The organism is Streptomyces caeruleatus, assembly GCF_001514235.1.
In the GTDB taxonomy this organism is placed as follows: domain Bacteria; phylum Actinomycetota; class Actinomycetes; order Streptomycetales; family Streptomycetaceae; genus Streptomyces; species Streptomyces caeruleatus.
Map to the genome: position 1 here is coordinate 100,136 of NZ_KQ948939.1, position 15,476 is coordinate 115,611.

16 protein-coding genes are annotated in these 15,476 nt (G+C 69.4%); 5 read left to right on the forward strand and 11 right to left on the reverse strand.

Annotated elements, in window-relative coordinates; genetic code table 11:
• Positions 1 to 25: 25 nt before the first annotated feature.
• Entirely contained in the window at positions 26 to 928 is a 903-nt protein-coding gene (locus tag AQJ67_RS36540) for an NAD(P)-dependent oxidoreductase (RefSeq protein ID WP_062723789.1), read from the forward strand.
• On the opposite strand, the gene AQJ67_RS36545 is transcribed toward AQJ67_RS36540, so the two are convergent.
• Together AQJ67_RS36545 and AQJ67_RS36550 are read right to left on the reverse strand one after the other, a co-directional pair.
• Positions 897 to 1,415: an HAD domain-containing protein gene (locus tag AQJ67_RS36545; RefSeq protein WP_062723880.1), complete on the reverse strand. Its 519-nt coding sequence runs from the start codon at positions 1,413 to 1,415 to the stop codon at positions 897 to 899. The genes AQJ67_RS36540 and AQJ67_RS36545 overlap by 32 nt on opposite strands.
• A 161-nt stretch (positions 1,416 to 1,576) precedes the next feature.
• Complete coding sequence (locus AQJ67_RS36550) at positions 1,577 to 2,200, reverse strand: RraA family protein (protein ID WP_062723790.1); 624 nt, start codon at positions 2,198 to 2,200, stop codon at positions 1,577 to 1,579.
• Positions 2,201 to 2,385: 185 nt separating this feature from the next.
• Between AQJ67_RS36550 and AQJ67_RS36555 the strand changes: the two genes are divergently transcribed.
• Positions 2,386 to 3,228 (forward strand): nitroreductase/quinone reductase family protein, encoded by an 843-nt coding sequence (locus AQJ67_RS36555; protein WP_062723791.1) that lies wholly within the window; start codon positions 2,386 to 2,388, stop codon positions 3,226 to 3,228.
• Between the two features lie 295 nt (positions 3,229 to 3,523).
• On the opposite strand, the gene AQJ67_RS36560 is transcribed toward AQJ67_RS36555, so the two are convergent.
• From AQJ67_RS36560 to AQJ67_RS36575, 4 genes are all read right to left on the reverse strand, one after another.
• Positions 3,524 to 5,251 carry a HelD family protein gene (locus tag AQJ67_RS36560; protein WP_062723792.1) on the reverse strand — a complete coding sequence of 576 codons (1,728 nt, stop codon included), beginning with the start codon at positions 5,249 to 5,251 and terminating at the stop codon, positions 3,524 to 3,526.
• 60 nt (positions 5,252 to 5,311) lie between these two features.
• Positions 5,312 to 5,938, reverse strand: a complete 627-nt coding sequence (locus AQJ67_RS36565) for a TetR/AcrR family transcriptional regulator (protein WP_062723793.1) — start codon at positions 5,936 to 5,938, stop codon at positions 5,312 to 5,314.
• 50 nt (positions 5,939 to 5,988) lie between these two features.
• A complete protein-coding gene (locus AQJ67_RS36570; RefSeq protein ID WP_341846184.1) occupies positions 5,989 to 7,146 on the reverse strand; it encodes an aminoglycoside phosphotransferase family protein in 1,158 nt (385 codons plus the stop codon).
• 84 nt (positions 7,147 to 7,230) lie between these two features.
• Positions 7,231 to 8,424 (reverse strand): phosphotransferase, encoded by a 1,194-nt coding sequence (locus tag AQJ67_RS36575; RefSeq protein WP_341846185.1) that lies wholly within the window; start codon positions 8,422 to 8,424, stop codon positions 7,231 to 7,233.
• 107 nt (positions 8,425 to 8,531) lie between these two features.
• Here AQJ67_RS36575 and AQJ67_RS36580 point away from each other — a divergent pair, with 107 nt between their 5' ends.
• Positions 8,532 to 9,584, forward strand: a complete 1,053-nt coding sequence (locus tag AQJ67_RS36580; protein ID WP_159058901.1) for a hypothetical protein — start codon at positions 8,532 to 8,534, stop codon at positions 9,582 to 9,584.
• Between the two features lie 5 nt (positions 9,585 to 9,589).
• Here the strand turns inward: AQJ67_RS36580 and AQJ67_RS36585 are convergent, their stop codons facing one another.
• The 3 genes from AQJ67_RS36585 to AQJ67_RS36595 form a co-directional block, all read right to left on the reverse strand.
• Complete coding sequence (locus tag AQJ67_RS36585) at positions 9,590 to 10,498, reverse strand: GntR family transcriptional regulator (protein ID WP_062723797.1); 909 nt, start codon at positions 10,496 to 10,498, stop codon at positions 9,590 to 9,592.
• Positions 10,499 to 10,695: 197 nt separating this feature from the next.
• Complete coding sequence (locus AQJ67_RS36590; RefSeq protein ID WP_244190710.1) at positions 10,696 to 11,415, reverse strand: HAD family hydrolase; 720 nt, start codon at positions 11,413 to 11,415, stop codon at positions 10,696 to 10,698.
• 29 nt (positions 11,416 to 11,444) lie between these two features.
• Positions 11,445 to 12,323, reverse strand: coding sequence for a GntR family transcriptional regulator (locus tag AQJ67_RS36595; RefSeq protein ID WP_062723798.1), 879 nt, complete (start codon positions 12,321 to 12,323; stop codon positions 11,445 to 11,447).
• Positions 12,324 to 12,476: 153 nt separating this feature from the next.
• Between AQJ67_RS36595 and AQJ67_RS36600 the strand changes: the two genes are divergently transcribed.
• Positions 12,477 to 12,665, forward strand: a complete 189-nt coding sequence (locus AQJ67_RS36600; protein WP_062723799.1) for a hypothetical protein — start codon at positions 12,477 to 12,479, stop codon at positions 12,663 to 12,665.
• A gap of 76 nt (positions 12,666 to 12,741) precedes the next feature.
• On the opposite strand, the gene AQJ67_RS36605 is transcribed toward AQJ67_RS36600, so the two are convergent.
• A complete protein-coding gene (locus AQJ67_RS36605; protein WP_079056401.1) occupies positions 12,742 to 13,659 on the reverse strand; it encodes a FadR/GntR family transcriptional regulator in 918 nt (305 codons plus the stop codon).
• 104 nt (positions 13,660 to 13,763) lie between these two features.
• Between AQJ67_RS36605 and AQJ67_RS50285 the strand changes: the two genes are divergently transcribed.
• The gene (locus tag AQJ67_RS50285; protein WP_279616918.1) at positions 13,764 to 13,895 is read left to right on the forward strand and encodes a hypothetical protein; all 132 of its coding nucleotides are present in this window, start codon (positions 13,764 to 13,766) and stop codon (positions 13,893 to 13,895) included.
• A gap of 193 nt (positions 13,896 to 14,088) precedes the next feature.
• Here the strand turns inward: AQJ67_RS50285 and AQJ67_RS36610 are convergent, their stop codons facing one another.
• A complete protein-coding gene (locus AQJ67_RS36610) occupies positions 14,089 to 15,387 on the reverse strand; it encodes a GNAT family N-acetyltransferase (protein ID WP_062723801.1) in 1,299 nt (432 codons plus the stop codon).
• Positions 15,388 to 15,476: the final 89 nt, after the last annotated feature.

Sequence of the window (15,476 nt, forward strand, 5' to 3'; positions counted from 1 at the left end):
TCGTCACCCTACAGGGAGTTGAGTCATGCCCACCTTCGACCACGAGACCGCCGTCACCGTCATCGGGCTCGGCCCGATGGGCCGGGCGCTGGCCGGTGCGTTCCTGGACGCGGGGCTGCGTGTCACCGTCTGGAACCGCACGCCGGGGCGGGACCGGGAGCTCGTCGACCGCGGTGTCACGTCCGCCGCGTCCGCCGCGTCCGCCGCCGAGGCGGTCGCCGCCAGTCCGCTGACCGTCGTCTGCGTGGTGAACTACGACGCCGCCGACGCCGTCCTGCGGCAGGACGCGGTCACCGACGCGCTCAAGGGCCGTACGGTGGTCAACCTGACCGCCGACACCCCGGACCGGTCACGGGACGCGGCCGACTGGGCCGAGGCGCACGGCATCCGGTATCTGGACGGCGCGATCATGACGCCGACCACGACCATCGGCAGGCCGGAGGGGGTGTTCATCTACAGCGGCTCCGCGAAGCTCTACGGCGAACACCGGCAGGTCCTCGACGCGCTCGGCGGCACCCACACCCACCTCGGCGAGGACATCGGCCGGGCCGCGGCCTACGACGTCGCCCTGCTCGACATCTTCTGGACCTCGATGGCGGGCTTCGCGCACGCGCTGGCCGTGGCCCGGGCCGAGGGCGTCAGCGCGCGGGAACTCACACCCTTCGCGCAGGGCATCGCGACGATCCTGCCGCCGCTGTTCGAGGAGTTCGCGGGCGACGTCGACGACGCCACCTACTCCGGTGAGCTCAACCCGATCACCTCCGGCGTTTCCACCATGTCCCACATCGTCCACGCCTCCGAGGCCCACGGCATCGACGCCTCCGTCATGCGCGCGATCGAGGGCCAGGCCCGCCGCGTCATCGCCCTCGGGCACGGCACGGACGGATACATGCGGGTCAGCGAGCTGCTGGGCCGCCACCTGCGCTGACCCACTCCGCCAGCACGGCGAAGTCCCGTTCGGTCAGCCCACGGCGGTGGTCGACCCGGTGGAGGAGGGCGGGTGCGCGGTGGTGGCCGGCCACCCAGGCCCGGTCGGCGTCGGTGATCTCGTCGTCGACCCGGACGAAGGGCCGCCTCGCGGCCCACGCCGCCAACGGCCGTGTCTTCCAGTGGAGGCCGCGCGGCCCGAGCCGCGGTTCGTCGCCCTCGTCCGGCCACTCCACCACCGGCAGCGCGGGCAGTCCGAGCCAGGGGGCGAGGCAGGTGTTCGCGTCGTCCAGCCAGGTCGTGGCCCACACCAGCTCACAGCCGAGCGCGGCGAGTTCGGTCAGGCGGTCGCCGAGGGCGGGGTCGACGCGGGAGAGCAGGGGGTGGGTGGCCGTCTCGGGAAGCGGGTGGGCCGCCTCGTACACGGGATACGGGCGGTCCGCCCCGAACGGGAGCAGCGTGCCGTCGACGTCCAGGAACACGAGCACCGACGGCGACACCGAAGGTCCCGCAGGGCCAGCAGCACCCGCAGGCCCCACAGGTCCCGACGGCCCCGGTTGCCCCGGTTGCCCCGATGGCCCAGGTGGCCCAGGTGGCCCAGGTGGCCCCGACGGCCCCGACGGCCCCGACGGCCCCGGTGGCAGCGAGCTCACCCCTCGAACCCGCCCTCCGCCAGGATCTTGTCGATCCGGGCCCGGTGTGCCGTCTCCCAGTCGTCGAGGGATTCGTCCGCCTCCTTGGCCAGTTTGGCGCGGGCGGCCGCGAGGATCTCCTCCCGGCGGGCCGCGGGGACGACCACGACGCCCTCCTCGTCGGCGACCACGACGTCCCCGGCGTCGACCGCCACGCCCCCGCAGGTCACCCGCTCGTTCAACGGCCGTACGGCCGCCTTGGTGCCCGGGATCGGGACGACGCCCCGCGCGAAGACCGGGAAGCGCGCCTCCCGTACCTCCGCGAGGTCCCGGATCACGCCGTCGGCGACGAACGCGGCGATTCCGCGGCGCTGGGCGACGGCGCAGACGTTTCCGCCGGCCAGGGCGTAGTCGAGGTCGCCCGACTCCACGACCACCACGGAGCCGGCCGGGGCGCGGTGGATGGCGGCGTGCAGCATCAGGTTGTCCCCGGGCGGGCACGACACGGTGTACGCGGGGCCGGCGACACGCGGGACGGGGCCCCACAGCGGGCGGATGCCGATGCCCATGACCTGCGCACGGCCCAGCAGGTCGGCGAGCGTCGTCGTGGGGATGTCCTGGAATTGCGTGGCGGTCGTCATGGGACGGACGGTACCGTCCTGAGCCATGACTGCCGGGTCGGCCATGTGCCGTGAGCGAGTTGGGTGTTGCCCGGCCTCTGAGTGAGGCTGTGGCGGCGGGCCAGGAGCCCGCCTCTTTCTCTTCGCCATCCCCTCCGTGCCCTCCGCACGGACATCCAGCGACAGAGGAAGAGAAAGAGAGAGCATTGCCCCACGATTTCAACCAGCAGGTCATCGAGGAGTTCCGCGCCAACAAGGGTCGCGTCGGCGGCTACTTCGTGGGCGCCCGGCTCCTTCTGCTCACCACCACCGGCGCCCGCACCGGCCGCCCGCACACCACCCCCGTCGGCTACCTCCCCGACGGCGGCGACCGTGTCCTGGTCATCGCCTCGGCCGCCGGCGCCCCGAAGCACCCGGCGTGGTTCCACAACCTCCGGGCGAACCCGCGAGTGACCATCGAGAGCGGCGCGTTCACCTACGAGGCGCGGGCCGTCGTCCTCGACGGCGAGGAGCGTGACCGGGCCTTCGCGCGGGCCGTGGAGGCGGATCCGGGCTGGGCGGCGTACCAGGAGAAGACGGAGCGGGTGATTCCCGTGGTCGCCCTGTACGAGATCGCCCAGGGCGGGCCCCCGAACATCAACGCCTCCTCCATGGGCGAGGCCATCAAGGTCGTCCACGACGCCTTCCGCCGCGAACTCGCCCTGATCCGCGAGGAGATGAGCACCGGCGACGGCACGACCCTCGGCGCCCAGCTGCGCGTCAACTGCCTGACCTTCTGCGCGGGCCTGCACAACCACCACACCGGCGAGGACATCGGCATGTTCCCGGTCCTGGCCGACCGCCACCCCGACTTCGCGCCCGCGCTCGCCCGGCTCGGCGAGGAGCACGAGCGGATCGCCGAGCTCGTCGAGGACCTGCGCCGCGTCGTGTCCGCCGCGGACGCGGACCCGGCGGCCGCCCGCGCCGAGGTGGAACGGCTGACGGCGGCACTGGAGGCGCATCTGACGTACGAGGAGGGGCAGTTGATCCCGCTTCTCGACGCGGGGTGACAGCGCACGGGAGGCCGTCGCCGCTCGTGGCCGTCGCCCTTAGCGGCCATCGCCGTTCGAGGGCCCTCCCCCTCAGCGGCCACCGCCGTTCGAGGGCCCTCACCCTCAGCGGCCATCGCCGTTCGAGGGCCCTCCCCCTCAGCGGCCACCGCCGTTCGGAGGCCCTCACCCTCAGCGGCCACCGCCGTTCGAGGGCCCTCACCCTCAGCGGCCACCGCCGTTCGGGGCCCCTCACCCTCAGCGGCCACCGCCACTCGGGGCCCTCGCCCCCCGCGGCCGCCGCAGCCCAGCCCCCTCACCACGGCAGCGGCCTCCCGTGCACCACCTCAAGACCTGCCACCGCCCGCGTCACCACCACATACAGCCGGTGCAGCCCCCGCTCCTCCGCCTCCACGATCGCCGCCGGCTCCACGGCGACGACATGGTCGTACTCCAGCCCCTTCACCACACTCGCCGGTACGACGGCCACCCGCGCCCCCAGCTCGTCCGCGCCGCCCGCCTCGATCCCGGCCGCCCGCAGCGCCTCGCGGACCCGGTCGACGTCCCCGTCCGCGGCGACGACCCCGACGGACCCCTCCCGGCCCAGCGCGTCCCGTACGGCACCCGCGACCGCCCCCGGCAGATCGCCGTCGGCCGCCCGGAACCGCAGCTCCCCGTCGCCCCGCAGCGAACGGGCCGCCGGCACCGCCACGTCCAGCCGCTCCAGCAGCCGGTTGGCCAGCGCCAGCACGTCCGGATCCATGAGCAGTCGGCATACGACCTCCTCCGGCCGCACCCGCGGCCACACGGCGTCGACGTACTCCCCGACCGCCCGCGCCCGCGAGATCTTCTGCAGCCACGCGGCGCCCGGCGGCCCGCCCCGCCGCTCGGCCTGCTCCAGGATCCGCCGCACGACCCGCGTCCGCACGCGCTCCCGCCCCACGGCGTACGGCGGCTCCTCGGCCCGCACCCCCGCCACGATCCGCAGCAGCTCGCCCTCCGCCACCCGCCACCGATACGACCCCTCGGGCACGGCCAGCGGACCGATGCCCTCGCCCCCGCCCACGCGCGCGTACAGGGCGCGCCGCAGCACCTCGGCCATCCTGGCGTCGTGCTTGACGACGGCCGCCCTCTCGTCGTCCGCCCCCTTGACCGGATGCCGGGCGATCTCGTCCCGCAGCGTGGACTGGCGTACGCCGGTCTCGCCGAGGGCGGGCAGCACCTCGGAGATGTAGGAGAGGAAGGTCGGGTTCGGCCCGAGGATCAGCAGGCCGCCGCGGCGGATGCGCTGCGGGTGGGTGTAGAGCAGGTAGGCGGCGCGGTGCAGGCCGACGGCGGTCTTGCCGGTGCCGGGGGCGCCCTGGACGCACACGGAGAGGGCGAGGTCGCCTCGTACGAGATCGTCCTGTTCGGGCTGGATGGTGGCCGCGATGTCCCGCATGGGACCGACGCGGGGCCGTTCGATCTCCCGCGCGACGATCTCGCTCGCCCCGGACTCGCCCGTCCCCGACTCGCCCGCCCCCGACTCGCCCGTCCCCGTCTCGCCCGTCCCGAGGTGCTCGTCCTCCAGGCCGGTGAGGTCGGCCGAGTCCCCGCGGCTGCCCGGCGCCCAGCCGAAGCGCCGGCGTACGGCGACGCCCTGCGGGTCGCGGGGGCCGGCCTGGTAGAAGGCGCGGGAGACGGGGGCGCGCCAGTCGACGACGAGGGGCGGCTCGGCGGGGTGCTCGCTGATCCGCAGCCGCCCGATGTGCAGCGCCTGCTGCCGCTCCTGGCCGCCGAAGTCCAGCCGCCCGAAGAACAACGGCCCTTCGGGCAGCTCGTGCATCGCCTTGGCCTGGCTGCGCAGCCGGTACCCGAGGACCTCGGCGTCGGCGCCGGAGGCGGAGGCGTTCTCACCGACGACGACCTGTTCGTCGGCGCCGTCGACCATGGCGGCGAGGGCGGTCCGGCAGCGGTCGTGGTGGGCGCGTTCCTGGTGGAGGGCGTGGTGGAGGCTTTGCTGGCTGAGGCCGTGCTGGCGGAGGGCAGGGTCGGGTGACGTCATTCCATGGAGCGTACCCAAATAACGTAACCGGGTTAAATCTTTTACTCCGCCTCAGTTCAGTCAGTAGGCGACCAGCCCCGGCAGCCCTGCCTCCAGCACCCCGAACGCCCGCTCGGCCGCCGCCACGGCATCCCCCCGCACCTGGGCCGCCCGCTCCCCCGCCGCGATCCGCCGCCAGTTCTCCTGCGCCAGGATCCGCTGCACCGCCACGATCTGCCCCGCGGCCAGCCGCGCCTCCAGCCCGCCCCCGAGCGCCTCGGCGAGCGCGGCCTCCGAACGCTCCAGATAGCCGTACATACGAGCGACCAGCGCGGGAGTCCCGTACAGCATCGACTGGTAGGCGAGCACCTCGGGATGGTCATTGAGCCCGGTGATCGGGTCGCACCGCTCCAGCCCGTCGAGAAAGTGCCGCCGCAACGCCTCGACCGGCGACGGCCCCTCCCGCACCACCCGCGCGGCCTCGTCCTCGTGATCGGCGAACCGGTACAGGACGAGATCCTCCTTCGTCGGGAAGTACCGGAACAGCGTCGGCTTGGAGATCTCCGCCGCGGCGGCGACGTCGGCGACGGAGACCGCGTCGAAGCCCTTCTCCAGGAAGAGGCGGACGGCGGTGTCCGAGACGGTCTGGTACATGCGCTGCTTCTTGCGTGCGCGGAGGCCGGTCCCGGGGGTGCCTGGCTTGCTCATGCGGTTGAGCCTACGCACCCCGCGATGAAGCGGATGGAGTCGCCGACCTGCTAGGCGGCCGGGGCCAGTCCGTTGCCGGCCCTTGACACCGCCCAGCGCACCAGAACCCGCTCGATCTGGGGCCTGCTCGGCACACTACTGAGCCGGAGCGGCTCCGCCGCCGCCTCAAGGGCCCGCCACACGGAGAGCGTCGCCTCGTCCAGCCCTTTGTCGTCCAGGGTGTCCTCCAACGACCTCGCGGCCCGCATCACGTCCGGGTAGACCGACTGCGCACGCTCGAAGTCGACGTAATGCCGCAGGTCCTCGGCCAGTCCGCGCACCGCCGCCGGGCGGACCGGCTCCATGGCCTGCGCCCAGAAGGCTGTCACCTCGTCCCACTGGAATTCCGGGTACCGCATACGGACGAGGTGCGTCGCCAGGTCGTGCAGCGGATCGCCGTAGGTCGCGAGTTCCCAGTCGACGCAGATCAGGGGCGGACTGCCGGTGCGGGTCGTGATCACGTTGTCGCGGTGCAGATCCGCGTGGAGCAGGCCGTACGGCCGTTCGGCCATTTCCGGTACCCGTGCGGCCAGGTCGCTCAGCGCGTCCTGCGGGATGCCCAGTGCCGCGAACAGGCCGCCGAAGGTCCGCCAGTTGGGCTGCCGGATATGAAGGTCGGCCAGGCGCACCAAAGTCCTCAGATAGCCCCGGCTGTCCATGTCGTCGGCCGGCCAGAGCGCGGGCAGCGGGGGCAGGGCCGCGCGGCCGACCCGGGCTGTCCGGGCCAGCAGACCGGTCAGCGCACGCACGACCTCAAGGCCGACAGGTTCGCTGTCCCCGCACACCCCGGACAGCGGCGTTCCTTCCACATAGCTGTGGATGGCGAAGTCGTTCCCTGTGGCGAGGCACTCCGGTACGTGGGGAAGCACGCCCTGGACCGCGTCGAGGACGGCCGATTCCTCCGGCCATGTCCTGATGACCACCGGCAGCGCGTCCATGCGCCGAATCCGCACGGTCACACGGGTCCCCTTGTCACGGCCCACGAGCCGGGCCACGTCCTCGGTCAACGGCAACACGTAGTTGTGATTGTGGTATCCACCGCTCCTGACCCCCGCACGCACAGCGCGTCTGACGAAGCGGTCACAAACGGAGTGTGACGGCTCATTCCGCAAGGAGCCCTGGGCAGCACGTACATCCAGTACATCCACTGGCAGCTCCTGGCATGACACACGAAGAGGGAAGGACGAACAACGGGACGAGCGACCGGACGAACAACCACGATAGAGCGGCGACTTGACGACTCCCAGGCCGCGTCACCGCTCCGCCCCTCCAGGCCCGCACATGCGATCCCTGAGCCAGCGCTCCAGCGCCGTCGTGATGTGGTTGCGGCTCGGCACCGAATCCAGTCCGAGCGGCACCACCGCTTCGGCCAGGACCCTCCGCAGCTTCACCGCCACCCGAGCGGTCCGATGACCGTCGGCCGTCGGACCGGCCTCCAACGACAGGGCCATCCGGATGACGTCGGTGAACACGGACTGCGCCTTCTTGAAGCCGATGAGCCTTCGCAGATCGTGATGCCAGCCGTTGGCGCTTCCGGGGCGTACGGCCTCAACGGTTCTGCACCACTGCTCGATCATCGTCGAAGCCTGGCGGCCCGGATACCCCATCAGATAGAGGTGGGTGGCGAGGTCGTAGAGGGGGTCTCCGAACATCGCCAGTTCCCAGTCGATGGTCCAGAGTCTTGCCTGGGCGTCGATGATGAAGTTCTCGCGGTGCAGATCGGCGTGGAGCAGACAGAAAGGGCGCGAGCTGAGACCCGAGACATACGCCCTGAGGTGCTTGAAAGCCTCCTCACCCACACCCAGCTCCGCGAAGAGCTCGCCGAACTGCTTCGAGTTCTCCAGATAGACCCGCTGTTCGGCAAAGCACACCAGCCGTTCGAGGAAGCCATCGGTGTCACCGTCCAAGGGCTGATCCTCGGTGGCGCACCGTCGTTCGACGGAAAGATTCTGCGGGGTCACTCGAACCAATTGCCCGAAGAGACCGATGATCTGCCGGACGAACGGCTCCGGGACAGGTCTGCCGGACGCGTGGGAAGCCCCCAGCGTCCGCCCTTCGATGAAACGCTGGAGCCCGAGGTCGCTCACCTCGATGATGTCCGGAACATGGGGGATCCGGCCGGCCAGAGCCCGCAGCAACTGCTCCTCCGAGGCGAAACACCTTCGATCGAACCACAGGAGATTGGTACGCGGCTCCCGGCACTTGCAGCGGATCGGGCCCGCGGTACCCGTACCGCCAGGCAGGGAAAACACATACGTCTCGTGGTGGTAGCCCTGCAGTGGGCCTTCGACCAGGCTCTGGTCACCACTGACCTCGACCGCGCGCAGTCGAGCGATGGAAGCCGTTTCGGGTGACATTGCCCGTTTCTTTCGCCTCGGATCTCTCCGAGAGATACAGAAGTGGAGGTACGTTACTCCCCTTCGCCCGTGCATCGTGCCAGAAGCCATACGGAGCCGCCCTCGGCCCCACTCAACGGCGACTGGACGAGCACCTGTGCGACGGCACTGCGCATGTCGAACTGGCCTCCTGGTGTAGTGCAGTTGAGCGAGGCATCATGGTGCATCGCCGATCTCAGCGAGCGCCGCCGCCTCGCATCCGCGGCGCGCACAGGGGGTGGAGGTTGACTCCTCGTAGGCCAGGTGACGAGAGCCCGTCCAGACTCGAGCGAATCCGGGACTCGCTCAACGAATGGAAGCCGCGCATCGTCAAATGGCTTCTCGCTCTGGTCGCCGCGCTCGGAATCGCCGCCGAAATCATCGACCCGCTCGGTGACGCACTCAAGGGGCAGGGATTCCTGGGCGGCTCCTTCGCGGCACTCCTGGCCCTCGTACTGTTCGACGCCATCAGTGAACCGACCTCTCAGGAGGTGTCCGGCGTCTATGTCCTGGCCAATCTGAGCGACCTGCGGGCCCCGATCAAGGAAGCGTTCGAAGCGCGGCACGTGCGCGTCGACTTCTCCGGGTTCACCATGCAGACGCTGCTCGATCTGCTCCGGGAACCGCTGGAGCGGATGGGCGACGAGCACATGCGGACACGAGAACTGACGTTGCGCGTCATCATCGCCCATCTGAACCTGCCGATGAGCCTGCCGGGAAAGCTGGTGCCCGCCCCCGAGCACTCGGGACTTCCGACCGACACGGTCCACTTCGAGGATTCCGAGGAAAACCGTCAGCGGATGCGGGACGACTTCACGAAACCCAACTGGAACGACCTCAAGGACCTGCTGGACCGGGTCCACGAGAGAAATCCGCACATCACCATCTCCTGCGAGGTGCGGGAGTCCCCGCAGATACCTGAGCGAAAGCTCTACATCCTCAATCAGGAGAAGCTCTTCTACGCGCCCTACGGCATCGTCGACACCCGCGTCCGCTGGCATGAGAGCTCCTATCGGATCCTCGACACCGCCGGCTACGTGATGAAGTACGGGAAGGCCCGCATCATCGGCTGGGACAGGCGCTCACAGACCACCTCGACCCGGGAGGTGGCGGAGCATCACATGGAATGGCACCGCAACCTCTGGGAAAACCTGAACTCCATCAAGCCGGCGCGTCCGGTCATTCCGGACCCGCGCTGGATTCCGCCGGAGGACCGCACCGCGCCCCGATAGTCCGGTCACACGGCCAGCAGTCGCCAGACCGACTCGAACCAGGACTGCATGCTGTCCACGAAGACGGTCCCCTGCGAGTTCGGGTCCGTGTCCTTCACATGGTGCGTGAGTGTGGCGCCGAGGCCCAGAACGTCGAGCGAGGTGACCTCCTCACCGGATTCCAGTTCGATCTCCCGCTCGATCACTTCGTACATCCCGTGCAACGCTTCGACACCGTTGAGCAGATAGAGCTTGAAGGCCGGGATGAGCGGTGCTCGGCGGATCTCCACCTCCACCGATGACACCAGCCCTTCGGTCCTGAGCGCCCTCAGCGACTCCCGTAGCGACTTCGTGTGCCGCTCCGTGATCTCACGCAGACGCTGGTGCAGGCGCTCATCGTTCCTGTCCTCCTTGACCCGCGGATAAGGGAGGTGCTGTGTCTCGGCGGGAAGGATCATCCGCAAGGTGATGCGCTCGGGCACGATGGAACCGTTGCGGATCCGCTCCACCTGGAGCCGGATGTGCGCGTCGAGGGACTCGGACGTCAGCGTGTAGACCGCGAGGGTCACTTCCGGCTGCTCGAAGGCCTCGCTGATGAGCGGCGCCAGCGTCGCGCCGGAGCGGGATCTGGTCGCCTTGGGCGTGGACGACTGGATGCGCTGACTCTTGACGACGCGCGAGCCGCTTCCCTGCCGGGTATCGGTCCACCCCTCGCTGTCCAGTTCCCGGATGACGCGCTGGACCGTGTCGCGGCTGACCGCGAACTCCTCGGCGAGATCACGCTGGGACGGCAGGAAGGAGCGCAGCGGGTACCTACCGTCCGCCATGCGAGCCCGTAGCTCGTCGGCGACCCGGTGGAACGCCCTGCCGCCGCCTTCACCAGCACTGGTCTGCCTTCGGCCCACATCCGGACCATACCGCTTCCAGTCCACCATCCCACCAGTTTCCGGCCAACTACGGTCCAGAAGCGGCAAGTTGGTTAAGTGATCTGACCTGCCGGGGAAGTCACCCCACAACCAGGCCAATTGGACCGAGAATTGGCTGCTTCACGGGAAGTGGAAGGGAAGTGCCAGGCATGCTCATGCGTCGAGTGCCTCGCGTTCTTGAAGTGCCTCCTGGTCCGGCTGACGGCTCAGGCCCGGCTCCGGACCGCCCGCAGCAGGGGCTCCAAAGAACCGACGATGACCTCGGCCCCCGCCTCCCCGAGGAGCTTCGCCTTACGTTCGTTGCGCGCATAGCCGAGAAAGGGCACGCCGGCCCGGAGCGCGGCCGTGTGGTCCGAAGGGGAGTCACCGATCATCAGGGCGTCGGAGGGTTCGGAGCCCATCGCGTCCAGAGCGCTGCCGAGGAAGTGCGGATCCGGTTTGAGGTGGTGGAGGTCCTGGGTGCGGCCGTAGATATGGGGATGGAAGCAGCCGAGCATGTCCCGCTGAGTCAGATAGAGGCAGGCCGCTCTCGGCGAGTTGTTGGTCGTTATGGCCAGCCGGGCACCCGTAGCCGTCCAGGTGCGGATCAGCGGGTCCGCGTACGCGGTCGGCATCGCCGTGCGAACGGCCCGGATTTCTTCCGCGGTGAGCCGCTGCTCCAGCTCGGCCACAAGGTCGCCGTCGGGATGCCGGACGTTGACGGCCCGGAGCACCGCGTGCGGGTCCGAGGTGCCCCGTTCGTTCTCCGCCAGCAGTCCGTGCAGCCCCCGGACTTCGAGCCACTCCACCAACTCGGCAGCCACTCGTGTCGCGGAATGCCCCGCGAACAGTCGGCAGATCGGCCCGTCGAAGTCCCAGAGCACGACCCGTGCACGCGCGATCAGTTCCCGCAGTCTCTCGGTCTCTTTCCCAGTGTCTGATGTCACCGGTTCAGTCTGCGCCGTTTCCGAAGTCACTAGGAGAGTGTCAGGTCCGTGGTGATGGTTTCCCAGAGGGCGTCGAACCACTTCTGCGATTCGTCCACAAACGCGGCATCACGCTGTCCGGACTGCTTCATGAAGGAGAAGAGGAGGGACTCGGATCCGAGGGCGTCATACATGTCCAGAGCCTGCCCCTCCCACTCCTCCTGGCGCTCCGTGAGGACGTAGTACCCGAGCAGCGCTTCCTCGCCGTTGAGCAGATACAGCTTCAGCGGCGGCGTGAGGGGCAGCGCACGGAAGGTGACATGTACGTCGATGCCGTGGGTGGAGCGGACTGCCTGCAGGTTGTGCCGGAGCACGTGGGCCTGCGCATTGCGCATCGCCAGCCAGCGCTTGTGGACCGAGTCGTCGTCACCGCGGTCCTCGACCAGGACCGGGAAGGCGAGGTTGATGTCGCGGGAGGGCAGCAGGATGCGGACGTCGATCGATGTGGGGCGGATGCTGCCCTGGTGGATCAAACGGACTGGTTCGCCAAGGGCGACCATGAGGGTCTCGGCCGTCAGACAGACCGCGTCGATCCGGACGTGCCGTGCGGAGAACGCCTCCGCCAGACGAGGCGCCAGGCTGACCATCGTCGACTGGGGGGCGCCCCGGGTAGGGGTCGGGGGGGCGACGCGCGGCGGGCTGCCCTTGCTGACGTTGGTCAGGAGCCCGTCATCCTTGAGCGCGCGCAGAGCCTGGCGTACGGTGCCTCGCTCCACGCCGAACTCCTCGGCCAGCTCGGCCTGCGTGGGCAGACGGTCACCGGCCTTGAGGTCACCGATGCGGATCCGTTCCCGCAGGGCGTCGGCGATCTCCTGGGGCGAGAGTCTCCTGCTGCCGTTCACTGCCACGTTCTCCCGGGTCACGACCAAACGCTACAACTAGCTCCCACTCAAAGGGAGTTGTCGCTAGCTTGTTTCAAAGTAGGCGCCAAGTGGGGACAACTTAGTTGAAGTTGGCGTCAAGTTGGTTGAGTTGGTGAAAGTATTCCTTCCATCCCCAGAAGCCCGAAGGGGGAAACACAGATGCCCGTCCTCGCACTCCTCTCCGCCGTGTTCGTCGTCGGTGTCGAGCAGACCCTCCAGTGGAAGTACGGAGCCACCGGCATCATCGGCCTGCTGTTGCTCACCATAGGCATCAAGGCCAAGAGCCCGGCGGTCAGCTCGATCGGGGCCGTCGTCCTCGCCATCCTGGTCTCCGGCCCGGCCCTGTGAGCCATGCGCGCGACCGAACCGGCCTCGCGCGGCAGGAGCGACGAACCACCCTCAGATCAACCGCTGTGGGAGACGATCAGCTCGTGAGCACCAGCTCCGAACTGATCGTCTCCCACAGTGCGTTGAACCACATCTGCGACTGCTCCACGAACGTCGTGTCGCGCAATCCGGCCCCCTGCTCGAAGGCGAACAGCGTCGACCGGATGCCAGGGGCGTCGTACATCTCCAGGTGCTGCTGACCGATCTCCACCTCGCTTCGCCTCAGCGTGTAGTAGGCGAACAGCGCCTCCGCGTTGTTGAGCAGGTACAGCTTCACCGGCGGGGTGAACGGCAGCGCACGGAAGGTGACCCGCACATCTATGCCGTGCGTGGATCGCAGCGCCAGCAGATTGTGCTTGAGTACCTGGCCCTGGGCGTTGCGCTGGGCCAGCCAGCGCCGGCGCAGCTGTTCGTCGGCATCGTCGACCGATTCGTCCACCGACGTCGGGAAAGCGAGCGAGATGTCACGGCTCGGCAGCATGACACGGACATCGACCTTGGCTGGTTTCAGCTGTCCGGCGTGGATCTGGCGAAGCGGTTCGCCGATGGCCAGTGTGAGGGACACCGAGGTGAGACACAGGGCGTCGATCTCGACGTGCGGGGCCGCGAAGGCGGTGGCGACACGCGGGGCGAGGGCCACCATGGTCGGCTGCGGCGGGGCCCCGGGACTGGTCAGCGCCTTTGCCAGATCAGGTGCGACCGTTGCCGGGGCCCCTTTGGAGACGTTGGTGAGCAGATGCTCCGACTGGAGGATACGCAGCGCCTCCCGTACGGCACCGCGCTCGACGCCGAACTCGTCGGCCAGCTTGGCCTGGGTGGGCATGCGCTGGCCGGGCTGCAACTCGCCCGAGGTGATCCGGGCGCGCAGCTCGTCGGCCACCTCCCGATGTGACTTCTGTGGCCGCTGTGACCTCTTCCGTCCATTGACGGAGGCGTGTTTCGGCTCCACGACCAAACACTACAACTTCCCGCCATCTTTAGGCAGTTCCTGGAATGGTGGTTATGAGCCGCTTCCCAGCGGTCATAAGTACAGTGAAGTTGGTCGCCAACTTAGGCAACATGGTCAAACTTCCTGAGGGGTTGGCCACGAGCATCATCGCCTTCCTGGCCCTGTCCATCGGCCTCAAGGCAAAGAACACCATGATCAGCGGCATCGGCGCGGTGATCCTCGTCATGCTGCTGGCCCAGTAGGGACCAGGTTCGGCTGACCGGGCTCCCTTCCGGAGGGGAGCCGGGAGCCCGGTCGGTCAGCACAGCCACAACTTGACACCGACAACCGAACATCGATGCGCACAGCCACAACTGAAGAAGAACAAGCAGCACAACAACCACAACCGCACAGCTCGCTACGGATGAGCAGTCCTGTCACCGGCGAAACGGAGGTTCAGAACACGTCCGGGCACCAAGGCCGCCTGGATGTACGCAGCAGGGCGTCGGCCACCAGGGCGGCGCCCCCTCGCTCTTCCCGCACCCGGCCCAGCGCGGCGAGCCGCACCGCGGACTCGTCGCCGAGCCAGAGACGGCCCAGGTCGGCGATGTCGAGGGTGAGTTCGGCGGTGGCCTTGGTCGGGGTGCACGAGGCGCCGTCCGCGGATGCCTCCAGCCGGAACCGCCCGCCCGTGAACCCGCCTTGGCTCCCGTGGCCGCCGTCCCCGTCCACGACGTCGAGCACCAGCGCCCCCTGACCCTCGTACGTCCGCGCCTCCAGGGCCCGTACGACGTCCAGGATCCGCACCCACAGCCAGTCCGCCTGGGTCGTGACCCTGGCCGCCCGCGGATCGGGCAGGTAGAAGGGCAGGAGGTCGTCGGGGGACCGCCAGCCGCTCTTCACCGTGGTGATCCAGTCGATCGAGCACAGGTAGCGCCACAACGCGCGCTCGGCGTCCGGGGTCGCCGCGATCAGCCAGTTCACGGACGCCGTGTTCAACGGCTGCTTGCCGTCGCCCCAGTGGTCGTCCGCCTGGTACGACACCAGCCCCTGGACCTCGCCGCCGGCCGAGCGGTACACGGCGAAGAAGGGCTCGGTCCACGGGGCCCTGTCCAGGCGCAGCGCGCCGGTGCTGACCTGCCACCACCGCTCGTCCCGGTCGACGGCGCCCGGCTGCGCCCCGCGCACCCTCTCGTACAGCTCCGGGCCGAGCTTGCGTACGTCCGCCCCGTCCACGAGGTCGATACGGCCGCCGTCCTCGGGGCCGGACCACCTCGGGTCGAGGCCGGTGCGGGGGACGTCGACGGTCCACTGGGTGGTCCAGGTGGCGGGGCCGAAACCGTAGCGGCCGTAGATGGGGTACTCGGCGGCGATCAGGGTGGCCACGACGTCGCCGCGGTCCTTCGCGGCGGTGAGGTCGTGGGCCATCATGCGGGTGAGGAGGCCTCTGCGGCGGTGGGTGGGGGTGACGGTGACGTTCGATATGGCGTCGGCGGGGACGGGGGTCCCGCCCACCGCGGTGATCTCCTGAGCGAAGGATCTGAAGGTGGCGACGCAGCGGCCGTTGTCGAAGGCGCCGAGGGTGCGGGACGGGACGATGTACGAGCTGCGGTCGGCGATCTCCGTCTCGGTGACGTCCGGGGTGCGGAGGAAGCCGGTGTTCAGCGCCCTGATCCAGTCGGGGATGTCGGCCTCGGTGACGGGGCGCACCTCTGTGCCTGTGCCTGTGCCTGTGTCGGGTTCGGGACGGCTCATGGGGTCACGGTAGGGGGGTGGGTACGGAGGTGTCCCCGCATTTTTCCTCGCCCCCGCCGCCCCTACCCGTCCCGTCCCTGGGGGCTGCC

What these genes read in the sequence shown, in the direction of transcription:
- AQJ67_RS36540 (WP_062723789.1), top strand. Translation starts at nt 26, where the DNA reads ATGCCCACCTTCGACCACGAGACCGCCGTCACCGTCATCGGGCTCGGC.
- AQJ67_RS36550 (WP_062723790.1), bottom strand. Translation starts at nt 2,200, where the DNA reads ATGACGACCGCCACGCAATTCCAGGACATCCCCACGACGACGCTCGCC.
- AQJ67_RS36560 (WP_062723792.1), bottom strand. Translation starts at nt 5,251, where the DNA reads ATGACGTCACCCGACCCTGCCCTCCGCCAGCACGGCCTCAGCCAGCAA.
- AQJ67_RS36565 (WP_062723793.1), bottom strand. Translation starts at nt 5,938, where the DNA reads ATGAGCAAGCCAGGCACCCCCGGGACCGGCCTCCGCGCACGCAAGAAG.
- AQJ67_RS36575 (WP_341846185.1), bottom strand. Translation starts at nt 8,424, where the DNA reads ATGGCTTCTGGCACGATGCACGGGCGAAGGGGAGTAACGTACCTCCAC.
- AQJ67_RS36580 (WP_159058901.1), top strand. Translation starts at nt 8,532, where the DNA reads ATGGTGCATCGCCGATCTCAGCGAGCGCCGCCGCCTCGCATCCGCGGC.
- AQJ67_RS36585 (WP_062723797.1), bottom strand. Translation starts at nt 10,498, where the DNA reads ATGGTGGACTGGAAGCGGTATGGTCCGGATGTGGGCCGAAGGCAGACC.
- AQJ67_RS36600 (WP_062723799.1), top strand. Translation starts at nt 12,477, where the DNA reads ATGCCCGTCCTCGCACTCCTCTCCGCCGTGTTCGTCGTCGGTGTCGAG.
- AQJ67_RS50285 (WP_279616918.1), top strand. Translation starts at nt 13,764, where the DNA reads ATGGTCAAACTTCCTGAGGGGTTGGCCACGAGCATCATCGCCTTCCTG.
- AQJ67_RS36610 (WP_062723801.1), bottom strand. Translation starts at nt 15,387, where the DNA reads ATGAGCCGTCCCGAACCCGACACAGGCACAGGCACAGGCACAGAGGTG.